Annotated in this window: 8 protein-coding genes; 5 read left to right on the forward strand and 3 right to left on the reverse strand. The window is 66.7% G+C overall.

The genetic code is table 11. The features are described from left to right. Positions 1-284: 284 nt before the first annotated feature. The 5 genes from WQQ_RS18595 (at position 285) to WQQ_RS18615 (ending at position 8,639) form a co-directional block, all read left to right on the forward strand. Complete coding sequence (locus WQQ_RS18595; protein WP_007186803.1) at positions 285-3,452, forward strand: efflux RND transporter permease subunit; 3,168 nt, start codon at positions 285-287, stop codon at positions 3,450-3,452. A gap of 9 nt (positions 3,453-3,461) precedes the next feature. Beyond that, the gene (locus tag WQQ_RS18600; RefSeq protein WP_007186804.1) at positions 3,462-4,670 is read left to right on the forward strand and encodes an efflux RND transporter periplasmic adaptor subunit; all 1,209 of its coding nucleotides are present in this window, start codon (positions 3,462-3,464) and stop codon (positions 4,668-4,670) included. 8 nt (positions 4,671-4,678) lie between these two features. After that, on the forward strand, positions 4,679-6,232 hold the full coding sequence (locus WQQ_RS18605) for an efflux transporter outer membrane subunit (RefSeq protein ID WP_007186805.1): 1,554 nt from the start codon (positions 4,679-4,681) through the stop codon (positions 6,230-6,232). A 50-nt stretch (positions 6,233-6,282) separates the two neighbouring features. Continuing rightward, complete coding sequence (locus WQQ_RS23295) at positions 6,283-6,924, forward strand: GntR family transcriptional regulator (protein ID WP_192812998.1); 642 nt, start codon at positions 6,283-6,285, stop codon at positions 6,922-6,924. Positions 6,925-7,076: 152 nt separating this feature from the next. Continuing rightward, entirely contained in the window at positions 7,077-8,639 is a 1,563-nt protein-coding gene (locus WQQ_RS18615; RefSeq protein ID WP_083844643.1) for a GGDEF domain-containing protein, read from the forward strand. A gap of 101 nt (positions 8,640-8,740) precedes the next feature. Here the strand turns inward: WQQ_RS18615 and WQQ_RS18620 are convergent, their stop codons facing one another. From WQQ_RS18620 to WQQ_RS18630, 3 genes are read right to left on the reverse strand one after another with little or no spacing between them, the layout of a single operon-like run. Beyond that, on the reverse strand, positions 8,741-10,213 hold the full coding sequence (locus WQQ_RS18620; RefSeq protein WP_050997756.1) for an efflux transporter outer membrane subunit: 1,473 nt from the start codon (positions 10,211-10,213) through the stop codon (positions 8,741-8,743). Next, on the reverse strand, positions 10,194-11,387 hold the full coding sequence (locus WQQ_RS18625) for an efflux RND transporter periplasmic adaptor subunit (RefSeq protein WP_040454857.1): 1,194 nt from the start codon (positions 11,385-11,387) through the stop codon (positions 10,194-10,196). The genes WQQ_RS18620 and WQQ_RS18625 overlap by 20 nt, the downstream gene beginning before the upstream one ends. Further along, entirely contained in the window at positions 11,359-14,589 is a 3,231-nt protein-coding gene (locus WQQ_RS18630; RefSeq protein ID WP_007186811.1) for an efflux RND transporter permease subunit, read from the reverse strand. The genes WQQ_RS18625 and WQQ_RS18630 overlap by 29 nt, the downstream gene beginning before the upstream one ends. Positions 14,590-14,676 lie beyond the last annotated feature (87 nt).

Below are 14,676 nucleotides of genomic sequence, written 5' to 3' on the forward strand. Positions count from 1 at the left end.
TGCGCGCGCCTCTGTGGTGGGGTGATCGGCAGGATCAGGCAAGAAAGCGGTAGGAACGATTCACCGCTGGGGTCGGACGGGCCATTACGCTGCGTCGCGCCGCTGCTTTACCGACATGTAAGTAACTAAAAAATAATTCATTTCGCAGGACCGCATTTGTAAGCGATTTGCCGTTGCGGCTCGCGCTTGGAATTATCGATAATCGATTGATGACTGATCGCAATGCCGATCAGCTCGTTAGCCGGAGCTTCGTGGCTTCGCGCCCTGTCAGGAACGCCTACCGCATGTGGATTGTCCGAATCGCCCTTTCGCGGCCCTACACGTTCATCGTGATGGCGCTGTTGCTTCCCTTGCTCGGCGCCCTCGTGGTCATCGGCACGCCGATGCAGAAGGGCATGGCGACCGACATCTTTCCGGACATCAGGATTCCGGTCATCGGCGTGGTCTACAGCTACACCGGCCTGCCGCCCGAGGAAGTCGCGGGGCGCATCACCTCGAACTTCGAGCGCCCGGTCACCACGCTCGTCAACGACGTCGAACACGTGGAATCGCAGGCGTATCCGGGCGTGACCGTCATCAAGGTGTTCTTCCAGCCGGGCGTCGACATCAACCTGGCGATGTCGCAGGTCACTGCGTTCGCGCAGACCACGCTGCGCAACATGCCGTCGGGCATGACGCCGCCGCTGGTGCTCAAGTACAACGCCTCGACGGTGCCGATCCTGCAGCTGGCGCTGTCGTCGACCAAGCTCGGCGAATCCGAGCTGTTCGACTTCGGTAATTCGTTCATCCGCGCCCAGCTGGCGACCGTTGCGGGCGCTTCGATCCCGTTTCCGTTCGGCGGCGCGACGCGCCAGATCCAGGTCGACCTGATGCCGGCGCGCCTGCGTGCGCTGGGGCTGTCGGCGTCCGACGTCAACACCGCGATCGGCAACCAGAACCTCATCATTCCGGCCGGTACGCAGAAGATCGGCGGCATCGAATACAACGTGAAGCTCAACGCGAGCCCGATCGACTACCAGAAGCTCAACGACCTGCCGGTGCGGCAGATCGGCGATTCGGTGGTCTACGTGCGCGACGTCGCCCACGTGCACGACGGCCATCCGCCGCAGACCAACATCGTGCGCGTCGACGGCAAGCGCGCGGTGCTGATGTCGATCCAGAAGACCGGTTCGGCTTCGACGCTCGACATCGTCAGCACGATCAAGGAACGCCTGCCGTTCATTCGCGAGCAGCTGCCCGAAGGCGCGCGCATCGCCGACACCGGCGACCAGTCGATCTTCGTCAAGGCCGCGGTCAAGGGCGTGGTCACCGAAGGCCTGATCGCGGCCGCGCTCACGGCCTTGATGATCCTGCTGTTCCTCGGCAGCTGGCGCTCGACGCTGATCATCACGATCTCGATTCCGCTGGCGATCATCAGCTCGATCCTCGCGCTCAACGCGCTCGGCGAGACCATCAACATCATGACGCTCGGCGGCCTGGCGCTGGCGGTCGGCATTCTCGTCGACGACGCCACCGTGACCATCGAGAACATCAACCGCTTCCTCGAGGAAGGCATGGACGTCGAAGCCGCCATTCTCGAAGGCTCGCGGCAGATCCTGGTGCCGGCGCTGGTGTCGACGATGGCGATCTGCATCGTGTTCGTGCCGATGTTCCTGCTCTCGGGTGTCGCGCGCTATCTGTTCGTGCCGATGGCCGAGGCGGTGGTGTTCGCGATGATCGCCTCGTACATCCTCTCGCGCACGCTGGTGCCGACGCTCGCCATGTACTGGCTCAAGAAGCACGACCCGCATGCGCACGAGCAGCCGGCCAAGGGCCCGCTGCAGCGCTTCCAGCGCGGCTTCGAGGCGCGCTTCGAGAAATTCCGTGGCCGTTATCACGAAGTGCTGCAGTCGGTGCAGGAGCGTCGCGGTGCGTTCGTCGGCGTGTTTCTCGGCGCCATGCTGCTGTCGACGCTGCTGTATCCGCTGCTCGGCCAGAACTTCTTCCCGAGCATCGACGCGGGCCAGATCAAGCTGCACATTCGCGCCGCCACCGGCACCCGCGTGGAAGACACCGCGATCCTCGTCGACCACATCGAAGCGGCACTCAAGAAGGTGATTCCGGCCGAGGAGTTCGAAAGCATCGTCGACAACGTCGGCCTGCCGGTTTCGGGCATCAACCTCACGTACAGCAACTCGGGCCAGATCGGCGTGGGCGACGCCGATATCTTCGTCGCGCTCAAGGAAGGCCACGGCTCCACGCCCGACTACGTGCGCGAGCTGCGCAAGCGCCTGCCCGAGGAGTTTCCGTCGACGAGCTTCGCGTTCCTGCCCGCCGACATCACCAGCCAGATCCTCAACTTCGGCCTGCCGGCTCCGATCGACATCCAGGTGGTCGGCGGCAGTCCGAAGAATCGCGAGGTGGCCTACAAGCTGCTCAACGCGCTGCGCGGCGTGCCGGGGCTCGTCGATCTGCGCGTGCAGCAGGCTTTCAACCAGCCCGAGCTGCGCGTCGCCACCGATCGCAGCCGCGCCGAGCAGCTCGGCCTGACCCAGCGCGATGTCGCCAACAACCTGCTCATCACGCTGTCGGGCAGCCTGCAGACCTCGCCGACGTTCTGGCTCAACCTCAACAACGGCACGCAGTATCCGATCGTGACGCAGGCGCCGCAGAACCAGCTCGCGACGCTGCAGGATCTGCAGAACCTGCCGGTGGCGAGCAGCAGCGGCGAGCCGCAGATCCTCGGCGGACTGGCGACGATCGAACGCGGCTTCGGTTCGAGCATCGTCAGCAAGTACGACGCGCAGCCGGTCATCGATATCTACGGCGCCGTGCAGGACCGCGATCTCGGCAGCGTGAGCCGGCGCGTCGACGAGATCATCGCCGAGCACAGCCAGGATCTGCCCAAGGGCACGCGCATCGTCGCGCGCGGCCAGATGCTGACGATGCAGCAGTCATACACCGGCCTGCTGATCGGCCTGGCCGGCGCCATCGTGCTCGTCTACCTGCTGATCGTCGTCAACTTCCAGTCCTGGCTCGATCCTTTCATCATCATCTCGGCCTTGCCGGCCGCGCTCGCGGGCATCGCCTGGATGCTGTTCGTCACCGGCACCACGCTGTCGGTGCCGGCCCTGACCGGCGCGATCCTGTGCATGGGCGTGGCGACCGCGAACTCGATCCTGATGGTGAGCTTCGCGCGCGAGCGTCTGGCCGAAGGCGCCAGCGCCGCGCAGGCCGCGCTCGACGCGGGCTACACGCGATTCCGTCCGGTGCTGATGACCGCGCTCGCGATGATCATCGGCATGCTGCCGATGGCGCTCGGCGTCGGCGAAGGCGGCGAGCAGAACGCGCCGCTCGGCCGCGCCGTGATCGGCGGCCTGATCTTCGCCACCATCGCGACGCTGCTGTTCGTTCCGACCCTGTTCTCGATGCTGCACGGCCGCGATCACGCGGCCCACACTCCCAGCGCTTAAGTGGCCGTCATGAAGACCAACTTTCATCTTTCGCAGAAACCTTCCGCGCAGCAGGGCTTTTCGCGCGTCGGCATCGTCATCGGCCTCGTCGCGCTGATCCTCGTCGCCTGGGGCCTGTTCTCGCGCCAGCGCGCGAGCGCCAGGCTCGAGGAAGACACCCAGGCGCAGATCGCGCTGCCGGTCGAGGTGGTCAGGCCCAAGGCCTCGGGCGGCGAAGTCGCGCTGGTGCTGCCGGGCAGCGTGCAGGCCAACTACCAGGCGCCGATCTATGCGCGTACCGCCGGCTATCTGAAGCGCTGGCTGGTCGACATCGGCACGCCCGTGAAGGCCGGCCAGGTGCTCGCCGAGATCGAAGCGCCGGATCTCGACGAACAGCTGCACGCTTCCGAAGCGCAGCTCGCGAACGCCGAGGCCAACCTCAAGATCGCGCAGGTCACCGCCGAGCGCTGGCGCGACCTGCGTTCGACCGATTCGGTCTCGCAGCAGGAGGCCGATGAGCGCAGCGCCACCGCGGCCGCGAGCCTCGCCGCGACCAACGCGGCGCGCGCCAACCTGCAGCGCCTGCGCGAGCTGTCGGGCTTCAAGAACATCGTCGCGCCGTTCGACGGCGTCATCACCGCGCGCAACACCGATCGCGGTGCGCTGATCAACAGCGGCAGCAGCTCGGGCGCCGAGCTGTTCCGCATCGCCGACACGCGCTCGCTGCGCCTGTACGTGCGCGTGCCGCAGACCTATGCGGCGAGCATGAGCGATGGCCTGCAGGCCGAAGTGTTCTTCCCCGATCGTCCGGGCAAGTCCTACACGGCCAAGCTCGACAGCACCTCGAGTGCGATCGACGCGAGCTCGCGCACCTTGCTCGCGCAGCTGCTCGTCGACAACGCCAACAACGAGCTGCTGCCGGGTTCGTATGCCGAGGTGCACTTCAAGCTCGGCGTCGCGAGCGCGGCCTCGATGCTGCGCGTGCCGGCCAATGCGCTGCTGTTCAGCGGCGACGGCCTGCGCGTCGCTACCGTTGCGGGCGACAAGGTGGTGATGAAGAAAGTCACGCTCGGCCGCGACTTCGGTACCGAGATCGAGATCGCGAGCGGCCTGACGACGCAGGACCAGGTCATCGTCGCGCCGCCGGATTCGATCACTGACAGCACGCAGGTGCGCATCACGCAGTCCGAAGACACCCGGCAGGCGCAGCAGGCGCCGCAGAAGGATGCGAAGTCGTGAGCAGGCCGATGTCCGCCAAGTTACCGCTCGATGCGAATGCGATGGCGATGGCAGCGCTTGCCGCGCTGCGGGCTCCGGTTTTGACGGGAGCGCTTGCCGCGCTGCGGGCTCCGGTTTTGACGGGAGCGCTTGCCGCGCTGCTGTCGGCCTGCTCGCTTGCGCCCGAGTACGAAGCGCCGGTGATGCCCGAAGTTTCCGGCTACAAGGAAAACGCCGGTGACTGGAAGCCCGCGCAGCCGGCCGACGCCGCGCCGCGCGGTCCCTGGTGGGAGGCTTTCGGCGATGCGCAGCTCAACGCGCTCGAAGCGCAGCTCGCCTCGTCGAGCCAGGATCTGCGCGCCGCGTTCGCGCGCTACGAGCAGGCACGAGCCCTGGCCGGGCAGACGCGTTCGAACCTGTTCCCGACCGTCGATGCGAACGCCGGCGTCACCCGCGCCCGCGTGTCCGGCAACGCCCCGGGCAATGGCGGCGATCCGGCGATCGGCAACGATTTTCTCGCCACGCTCAGACTCTCGTGGGAGATCGACCTGTTCGGTCGCCTGCGCAACGCGACCGCGGCCGCGAACCGTCGGGTCGAAGCCAGCGCGGGCGAGCTCGCCGCGCTCGATTTGAGCTTGCAGACGCAGCTCGCTTCGACTTATTTCCTGCTGCGCGGCAGCGATTCGACGATCGCATTGCTCGAGGACAGCGTGCACGCCTTCGAGCGGGCGCTCGAACTCACGCGCAACCGCTATTCGGGCGGCATTTCGGCCGAGGCCGACGTCGCGCAAGCCGAGACGCAGGTGCAATCGACCTACGCGCAGCTCGCGGCCGCACGTTTGCAGCGCGCGCAGTACGAGCATGCGATCGCGGTGCTCGTCGGCCAGTCGGCGTCGACGTTCACGCTCGCACCGGGCGCGTTCACGGTGGAGCCGCCGGCGGTCGACATCGGCCTGCCGTCGAGCCTCATCGAACGCCGTCCGGACATCGCCTCGGCCGAGCGCGCGGTAGCCGCTGCGAACGCCGAAATCGGCGTCGCGCGTGCGGCCTGGTTCCCGGTTTTCAGCTTCGGCGCCGGCGGTGGCTACGAGGCCACGCGCAGTTCGGACTGGTTCGATGCGCCGAGCCGCCTGTGGTCGATCGGCCCGTCGCTGGCGCTGCCGCTGATCGACGGCGGAGCGCGTGCCTCGCTCAACCAGCGCACGCGCGCAGCCTATGACGAGGCGGTGGCGAATTACCGCAAGGCGGTGCTCGTGGCGTATCAGGAAGTCGAGGACAATCTCGCGGCGCTGAACCATCTGGCCGAGCAGGCCAGGCGCAGCGATGCGGCTTTCGAAGCCGCCTCGCGCTCGCTGTTCCACGCCAACAAGCGCTACGCGGCCGGCGTTGCCGACTATCTCGAAGTGACCAGCACGCAGACCACCACGCTCAACGTGCAGCGCGCCGCGCTCGATGCGCGCGTCAATCGCGTGGTCGCGGGCATCGATCTGATTCGCGCGACCGGCGGCGGCTGGACGCGCGAGCAGCTCGGCAAGGCGCCGACCGAGCAGGCGAGCCCGCCGTCACCGGTCGTCGCTCCGTGAGTTCGGGCATGCGGGCCCCGGCGACGGGCCAGACCCTCGATCGGGCCTGCATGCGGACTCGTATTCGCGAGCTGCTGGTCTCGCGCATCCTCGACGGCGCCTATCCGGCCGGTTTCCATCTCAAGGAACTCGCGCTCGCGCGCGAATTCAAGGTCAGCCAGGCGCCCGTGCGCGAAGCCTTGCGCGAGCTCGAGACCCTGGGCCTGGTCATCGCCGAGCCGTATCGCGGAACGCGCGTGCGCAGCACCGACGTCGCCGAAATGCTCGATGCCTACGAGCTGCGCGCGACGATCGAAGTGCGGTCGGTCGAACTCGCGATGCCGTTCGCGGACTCGGTTTGCGAAGCGCTCGCAGCGGACATGGAACGCATCCGCCTGGGTTTCGGCTCGCCTGAAAAGGACACCGCGTATCTGCCCGCGGTGCTGGCGTTCCATCGCAGGCTCGTCGAGGCCAGCGGCAACCGGGCTTTTCTGACCACCTGGGACAGTTTCCACTGGGACGTGCGCGCGCGTCTGCTGCTGCGTCGCATCGCCGAAAGCGGCAACGATTATTCCGCCGCCGTCGGATTCCACCAGGCGATCCTCGATCGCGTGCGTGCGGCGGACACGGCCGGCGCAATGGCTGCCATTCGCGTGGCCTTCGCGAGCTTTCTGTCCGCGTTTCGCCAGGCGCTCGACCCTCACGGGCCTTGACGCCGCTACCGCCGCGTCCTGGGTGGCCGCCGGCACCTGAAGAAATCGAGGCTTGCGGCCAACTCCGCGACAGCTTCGGCATTCCAGCCGCCGTTTCGGGCGCCGAGCGCCTGCGGATGCCGTGACGGACGGCAACGAGCATCGGCGGGCACATGCTATTTTCCGGCTTGAACGGGGTGCGCAGGTTTGCAGAGTCGCTCGAGCGGCCAAGGGAGCGAGCCACCGTCCCGCACAAGGATGAGGAGACGGATGTGCCAGTGTTCCTTCTCGCCGTTTCGATTCTGCTCGTGCATGGACTGCTCATCGGATTCTTTCCTGCGCAAGGACAATATCTCTCGCTGCTGATGCTGACGCTGCTCCCGGCAACTGCGGGGCTCTCGAGCCTGTGGCGGGCTCGTGCCCATGGCCCTCTCCACGAGTGGAGGGCGCTGAGTCTGGGCATGGCGCTGTGGTCCGCCGCAATGGCAGTCCATCTCGTTTCAACGCGATATGACGCTGCCTGGCTCGACGTGGCGAGCCTGGCGTTGTTCGTGCTCTATGGCGTTCCGCTGACGTTCGTGCTCGCGACTCCGGAGAGCGGGCGAAGCTCCGAACGTGTGATCGACGGCGTTCTGGCGCTGGGGCTCGGAGCGCTGTTTGCGGTGCATACCCAGGCGTTCGCGACCCTGCCCAAGTCAGATCCGCGGGGAATTCTGAGTCTGCAGCTGCTGTTCGACATCGAGAACTTCTACATCCTGCTGTTCTCGTTCATCCGCTGGCGCTCAAGCCGGGATCCGCGGCTCCGGGAGTTCTTCTGGCGGCTCACGCAGTTTTCGTTCGTCTATTTCCTGACGGCGTTCTACATCAATCATCTCGAGTCCGAGAGCGCCGGCTACGGCAGCTATTCGGACCTGTTGATCGACGTGCCGTTCCTGCTGCTGGCTGCATCGGCGCTGCGCCGGGGCAGCCACGACGACGAGGTGCCCGAGCCGAATCGCCGGCTGGTTCGTATCGTGGCGGCGGTGAGCCCGCTGGTGCTGCCCTTGAGCCTGCTGGCGACTTCCGCGCTGCTGGCCGGGCAGCATCTGCGCCTGGCGATCGTCGGCTTCGCCTTTGCGATCGTCGGCTACGGATCGCGTAGCGTGGTGACGCAAGTGCATTCGTCCGAAACGCAGGAGCAGCTCGACGAACTGGCGCACACCGATGCGCTCACCGGCGTGGCCAACCGACGCCGCTTCGATGAAGAAATTCGGCGGCAATGCCGGAACGCCTTCCAAAGCGGACAGAACCTTTCCCTGCTGATGATCGACATCGATCACTTCAAACGACTCAACGACGCAATGGGCCATCAGATGGGGGACCGGCGATTGCGCGAGGTGGCGAAAGAACTTGCGGCACTGTCGCGGCGAAGCGGGGACCTCGTCGCCCGCTACGGAGGAGAGGAGTTCGCGGTGATCCTGCGTACCGCTTCCGGCGAGGCGGCAGCCCAGTTCGCCGAGCGCTTGAGATCCGGCATCGAGCGATTGCGTCTGGACGCACCGCCGCCGGCCTCGAACGTGACGATCAGTGTGGGCGTCAGTTGCTTGCACCCGGCGATGAAGGGAGAGCCGGCAGCCTTGATCGCCGATGCCGACGCCTGTCTTTACGAAGCCAAGCGCCGTGGGCGCAATTGCGTGGCGTTCGGGAGCCAGATCGTCGGCGGGCTCACTCCGCCGGTTTTCAAGCAGCTGGGTTGATCTAGCATAAGCCCAGGCCGATATGGCGAAAGCCCGTGTGCCGAAGCCGGTCCGGGCCGCCAAGGCGGCCGTTTCGCCGATCCCGGCCTTGAAGTCCCGGCTCAGCGACCGGCGGTTTCGACCGGCGCGGGCACCGTCGCCACCGGGTCGCCGATCGACCATCCGCCGCCGAGCGCGCGAATCAGCCCAACGCTCGCGCGCAGCCGGTTCACCGAGATCGTCACGAGATCACGCTGCGCCTGCAGCGAGGCGGTTTGCGCGCTGGTGACTTCGAGGTAGTTCACCGCGCCCTGGCGATAGCGGATCGTCGCCAGATCGACTGCCTGCTGAGCCGCGGCGACGGCTTCGGTTTCCTCGTGCGAGGCGTCGCGATAGTGATCGAGCAGGGCCAGCTGGTCTTCGACCTGGGCGAAGGCCTGCAGCACGGTCATGCGATAACTCGCGCCGGCCTCGTCGAGGTCGGCCTTGGCCTGGTCGCGCAGCGAGGCGCGGCGCCCGCCGTCGAACAGATCGAGCGCCAGCGACGGGCCGATGGCCCAGAACAGGTTCGAAGCCTTGAACCAGTCGCTGCCCCGATAGCTCTGGTAGCCGACCGAGCCGCTCAGGCTCAGGCTCGGAAACCAGGCCGCGCGCGCCACGCCGAGGCTCGCGTTGGCCGCTGCGGTGCGCCGCTCGGCCGCGGCGATGTCGGGCCTGCGCTGCAGCAAGGTCGACGGCACCGACAGCGGCAGCTGCGGCAGATCGATCTTGGCCGTGCTCGGCGCGATCGAAAAGCTCGACGGCGATTCGCCGATCAGGGCTGCGATCGCGTGTTCGAGCACCGCGCGCTGGCCGAGCGACGTCGACAGCTCGGCCTTGGCGGTCTGCAATTGCGTGCGCGCGCGCGCCACGTCGAGGCCCGAGCCGATGCCGCCGTCGCGACGCGACTCGGTGACCTTGAGCGCGTGCGCGAACGCGTCGACGTTGTCGCGCAGCAGCTGCACGGTGTAGTCGTAGCCGCGCAGCTGCAGATAGCGATCGACGAGATCGGAGCGCAGGCTCAGCCGCGCGGATTCGAGGTCGGCCGTCGCCGCATCGAAGTTCGCGCTGCCGGCCCTGACCGTGTTGCGCACGCGGCCCCACAGATCGACTTCGTAGCTGGCCTGCAGGCCCAGCGAGTTGTCGTCGAAGTAGCGCGTTTCCGAGCCGCTCGGCGGGCGCATGTCGGAGCCGCGATTCGGCTCGTACTGGCCGTTGACGGACAGGCGAGGGAACAGCGACACGCGGCTGCGATCGTAGATCGCGCGCGCCTGCTCGAAGCGCGCGAGCGCGGCGGCCAGGTTCGGGCTGTTGCGATCGAGCGTGCCGATCAGCCCGCTCAGCGTTTCATCGCCGTAGAGCGTCCACCAGCTGCCGCGATCGAGCGCGTCGGCCGGCATCGCGGGCGCCCATTCGCGATCGTGCGCGGCCTCTTTGTACTGCTCGGCGATCGCCACCGACGGCAGCTCGTAGCGCGGGGCCGCGCAGCCGCCCAGCGACAGCGCGAGCGCGAGGCTCGCGGGCAATGCGAGCCGCTCAGCTCTTGTTGGCGACATCGGTCTTCTTCTCGGCCGCGAGTTGCACCCGATCGCCGCTGGCGAGCGATTCGGGCGGGTTGTCGATGACGCGATCGTGGGCCTGCAGGCCGGTCACTTCGACGGACTTGCCCATGTCGCGATCGATGTGGATCGGTTTCATGAGCACCTTGCTGTCGGGCCCGAGCGTGGCCACCTGCAGGCCTTCGCGCGCGAAGATCAGGCTGCTCGCCGGAATGGCGACGCCGTTCGCGTTCGCCGGCAACAGCAGCTTCACGTCGGCGTAGCCGCCCGCGAGCAGGCTGCCGTCGGCGTTGTCGACCACCAGCTGCACGAGCCCGCCGCCGGAGCGCGCATTGATGGTTCCGGCCGCGCTTTGAACGGTCGCCTTGAACTTGCGGCCCGCGTGTTCGGGCACGCTGAGCTCGGCTTCGCCGCCGAGCTTGATCGACGGCATGTAGCTCTGCGGAACCTGCACGTAGACGCGCAGCTTGCGCGTGTTGGCCACCGTGAACAGCGCCGGACCGTTGTTGCTGGTGCCCGCGCTGATCAGCGCACCGATGTCGGTCGAGCGCGAAGTCACCACGCCGTCGAACGGCGCGACGATGCGGCGAAAGCCCTGCGTCGCCGCAAGCGTGTCGACGGCCGCGCGCGCCGCGATCACGGCGGCTTTCTTGGCTGCGTAGTCGCCGGCTTTTTCGTCGACTTCCTGCGTCGACACCGCTTCGGTGCCGAGCATCGCCTGCCAGCGCTTGGCGGTGGTTTCGGCGAGCCGCGCATCGGCTTCGACGCGCAACAGGTTGGCGCGTGCCTGCGCGAGCTGCTGGTCGAGATCGGGTGTTTCGATCAGCGCGAGCAGGTCGCCGGCCTTGACCTCGGTGCCGATGTCGGCGTACCAGGTTTTCAGATAGCCGTCGGCGCGCGCGTAGATCGGCGCGTTCGAGAACGCTTCGAGCCGGCCCGGCAACTGCAGTCCATTGCCGATGCCGAGCGCCTTGGGCTCGGCGACGACCACGCTCGGAACGGCGTTCGCCTCGGTCCATTCACGCAGCTCGTTGCTGCTGCGGGCGCGTTGCATGACGCCGATGGTGACGATGCCGATGGCGGCGACGGAAGCGACGATGCCGGCGGTGCGCAGGCTGCGCATGGCGCTGGGAGTCGCGTTGTCAGTCGTAAGCTTGTGAGTGGGCGACATGGGGATGTCCTGAAGCCAGATTCGAAGAAGGAGTCGATGCAGCGGCGCGGCCGTAGCGCGCATGCACGATGCTGAAGACCACGGGTACGAAGAACAGCGTCGCGATCGTCGCGAAGATCAGGCCGCCGATCACCGCGCGGCCGAGCGGCGCGTTCTGTTCGCCGCCTTCGCCGAGGCCGATCGCCATCGGCGCCATGCCGATGATCATCGCGAGCGCGGTCATCAGCACCGGGCGAAAGCGCGTGTAGCCGGCTTCGAGCGCGGCCTGCGTCGCATCGCCGACGACGAGCAGGCGCTCGCGCGCGAAGCTGATGACGAGGATCGAATTGGCGGTCGACACGCCCATGCACATGATCGCGCCGGTCAGCGCGGGCACCGACAGCGGCGTGCCGGTGGTGAACAGCATCCAGACGATGCCGGCGAGCGCGGCGGGCAGGGCGGTGATGATCACGAACGGATCGGACCAGGACTGGAAGTTCACCACGATCAGCAGGTAGATCAGCACCACCGCCCCGAGCAGGCCGAACAGCAGGCCCGAGAACGCCTGGTTCATCGTCGTGACCTGGCCTTGCAGCGTCACCGTCGTGCCCTTGGGCGCGGATGGCATGGCCTCGTCGATGATCGCTTGAATGTCGTTCGCGATACTGCCCAGATCACGGCCCTGCGGCGACGCCAGAATGTCGATCACCGGCAGGATGTCGCGATTCGAGATCACCGCCGGCGTCATCGTGCGGCGCAGCTCGCCGATGCCGCCGAGCACTTGTGTCTCGCCGCCGGTCGTCGCGAGCGGCAGGCTTTCGAGCGCCGGCAGCGAATCGAGCTTGTATTGCGGAATCTGCGCGACCACCTGGTAGGCCACGCCGTTGTCCGGATTGAGCCACCAGAGCGGCGTCACCTGGCTCGATCCGGCCAGCGAAATCACCATCGTGTTGGTCACGTCGCGAGAGGTGATGCCGAGCTGCTGCGCGCGCGATCGATCGATGTCGACATTGAAGGTGGGATACCGGCCGGACTGCTGGATGCGCGCATCGGCGACGCCGGGCACCCGGCGAATCTTGCGCAGCAGCTCGTTGGCGAAGTCGCGATTGTCTTCGAGCAGCTTGCCGCGCACCTGCACCGCGATCGGCGACGGGCTGCCGAAGTTGAGGATCTGGCTGGTGATGTCGGCCGGCAGGAACGAGAAGCTCATCATCGGAAATTCGCGAGGCAGGCGTTCGCGCAGCTCGCGCATGTAATCGGCGGTCGGACGATGCCCGTGCCTGAGCGTGATCTGGATGTCGCCGTCCTGCGGGCCGATGGTGCCGGTGTTGTTGTAGGCGTTGTTGATCTGCGAGATCGGCAGGCCGATGTTGTCGGTGATCACCGCGAGTTCGTCGGGCGGAATCACCCGGCGGATCACCTCCTGCACCTGCGCGAAGTAGCGCGAGGTCTCTTCGACGCGGGTTCCGATCGGCGCTCGCGCGTGCAGCAGCATCTGGCCGGTGTCGACGGTCGGGAAGAAGTTGCGCCCGAGCATCGGCACCAGCAGGAACGAGCAGGCGATCAGGCCGAGAAAGGCCGGCACGAACAGCTTGCGCTTGGCCAGCGCGAACGCGAGCCACTGTTGATAGACGGCGCGCGTGCGCTCGAAGCGCGCTTCGAAGCCGCGCTGGAACCGAACCAGCGGGTTGCGCGAAGCCGGCAGCGATTCGTTGTTGCCGTGCAGGTCGGTATGCGGTGCATGCGGCCTGAGCAGGAACTTGGCCATCGTCGGCACCAGCGTGCGTGAGAGAATGAACGAGCAGACCATCGCGAACATCACGCTCATCGCCATCGGCACGAACAGGAACTTCGCCGTGCCTTCGAGGAAGAACATCGGCACGAAGACGATGCAGATGCACAGCAGCGCGACGAAAGCCGGAGCGACGATCTGCTGCGCGCCGTCGAGAATCGCGGTCTCGACGTCCTTGCCCTGCTCGAGATGCCAGTTGATGTTCTCGATCGTCACGGTCGCGTCGTCGACGAGAATGCCCACCGCGAGCGCCAGCCCGCCGAGCGTCATGATGTTGAGCGTCTCGCCGAACGCCGACAGCAGCATGATCGCGCCGAGCACCGACAGCGGAATCGAGATCGCGATGATGACGGTCGAGCGCCAGCTGCCGAGGAACAGCAGGATCATCAGGCTCGTCAGCGCGGCCGCGAGAATGCCCTCGTGCATCACGCCCTCGATCGCCGCGCGCACGAAGATCGACTGGTCGCCGATCAGGTTCACTTCGAGCGCATCGGGCAGCAGCGGCTTGATCTGCTGCAGGCGGGCGCGAATGCCGTCGACGATGTCGAGCGTCGAGGTCGCGCCGTTCTTGAGCACCGACATCAGCACCGAGCGGCTGCCGTCGACGTGCACGACGTTGGTCTGCACCGCGTTGCCGTCGTGCACGTAGGCGATGTCGCGCATCAGCACGTTGGTGCCGTTGACGAACTTGATCGGAATGGAGTTGAACTCTTCGAGCACCGAGGCGGTGTTGTTGACGCGCACCGAATAGTCGAACTCGCCGATCTTCTGCGTGCCGGTCGGCGTGATCTGGTGCTGCGCCGCGAGTGCGTTGGAGACATCCTGCGGCGACAGGCCGCGCGCCTTGAGCGCATCGGGATCGACGTCGACCATGATCATGCGGGTCTTGCCGCCGAACGGCAGCGGTACGCCGGCGCCCGGAACGGTGACGAGCTGCGGACGCAGCGACTGCATGCCGATGTCGTTGAGCGCCTGCTCCGACAAGCCCTGGCCGGACAGCGTGAGCTGCAGGATCGGCACCGTCGCCGCGTTGTAATTGAGGATGGCCGGCGGGTTAGTGCCCTGCGGCATGTTCTTGAGCAGGCTCTGCGCCGAAGCCGTCACCTGCGCGTTGGCGACCGCGATGTTGACGCCCGGCTGGAAGTAGATCTTGGTGACGCCGAAGCCGGCCACCGAAGTCGATTCGACGTGCTCGATGTCGTTGACCATCGTCGTCAGCGAGCGCTCGAACACCGTCGTCATGTAGCCCGCGAGCTTGTCGGGCGGCTGACCGGCGTACTGCCAGACCACCGAGATCACCGGGATCCGGATCTCGGGAAAAATGTCGGTGGGCGTGCGCAGGTAGGCGAGCGGCCCGCCGATCAGGATGAGCAGCGCCAGCACGATGAAGGTATATGGGCGAGACAGCGCGATTCTGACGATGCCGAGCATGCGGCCGATCCTGCGGCGAAGAAGCTTGCCGGATCGCAATTAACGCACCGACAGCAGGCGCGGGGCATGAAGATAAATTCACTATGC

Source organism: Hydrocarboniphaga effusa AP103, from assembly GCF_000271305.1.
Lineage (GTDB): Bacteria > Pseudomonadota > Gammaproteobacteria > Nevskiales > Nevskiaceae > Hydrocarboniphaga > Hydrocarboniphaga effusa.

What these genes read in the sequence shown, in the direction of transcription:
- WQQ_RS18630 (WP_007186811.1), bottom strand. Translation starts at nt 14,589, where the DNA reads ATGCTCGGCATCGTCAGAATCGCGCTGTCTCGCCCATATACCTTCATC.
- WQQ_RS18595 (WP_007186803.1), top strand. Translation starts at nt 285, where the DNA reads ATGTGGATTGTCCGAATCGCCCTTTCGCGGCCCTACACGTTCATCGTG.
- WQQ_RS18600 (WP_007186804.1), top strand. Translation starts at nt 3,462, where the DNA reads ATGAAGACCAACTTTCATCTTTCGCAGAAACCTTCCGCGCAGCAGGGC.
- WQQ_RS18605 (WP_007186805.1), top strand. Translation starts at nt 4,679, where the DNA reads ATGTCCGCCAAGTTACCGCTCGATGCGAATGCGATGGCGATGGCAGCG.
- WQQ_RS18620 (WP_050997756.1), bottom strand. Translation starts at nt 10,213, where the DNA reads ATGTCGCCAACAAGAGCTGAGCGGCTCGCATTGCCCGCGAGCCTCGCG.
- WQQ_RS23295 (WP_192812998.1), top strand. Translation starts at nt 6,283, where the DNA reads ATGCGGACTCGTATTCGCGAGCTGCTGGTCTCGCGCATCCTCGACGGC.
- WQQ_RS18615 (WP_083844643.1), top strand. Translation starts at nt 7,077, where the DNA reads ATGCTATTTTCCGGCTTGAACGGGGTGCGCAGGTTTGCAGAGTCGCTC.
- WQQ_RS18625 (WP_040454857.1), bottom strand. Translation starts at nt 11,387, where the DNA reads ATGTCGCCCACTCACAAGCTTACGACTGACAACGCGACTCCCAGCGCC.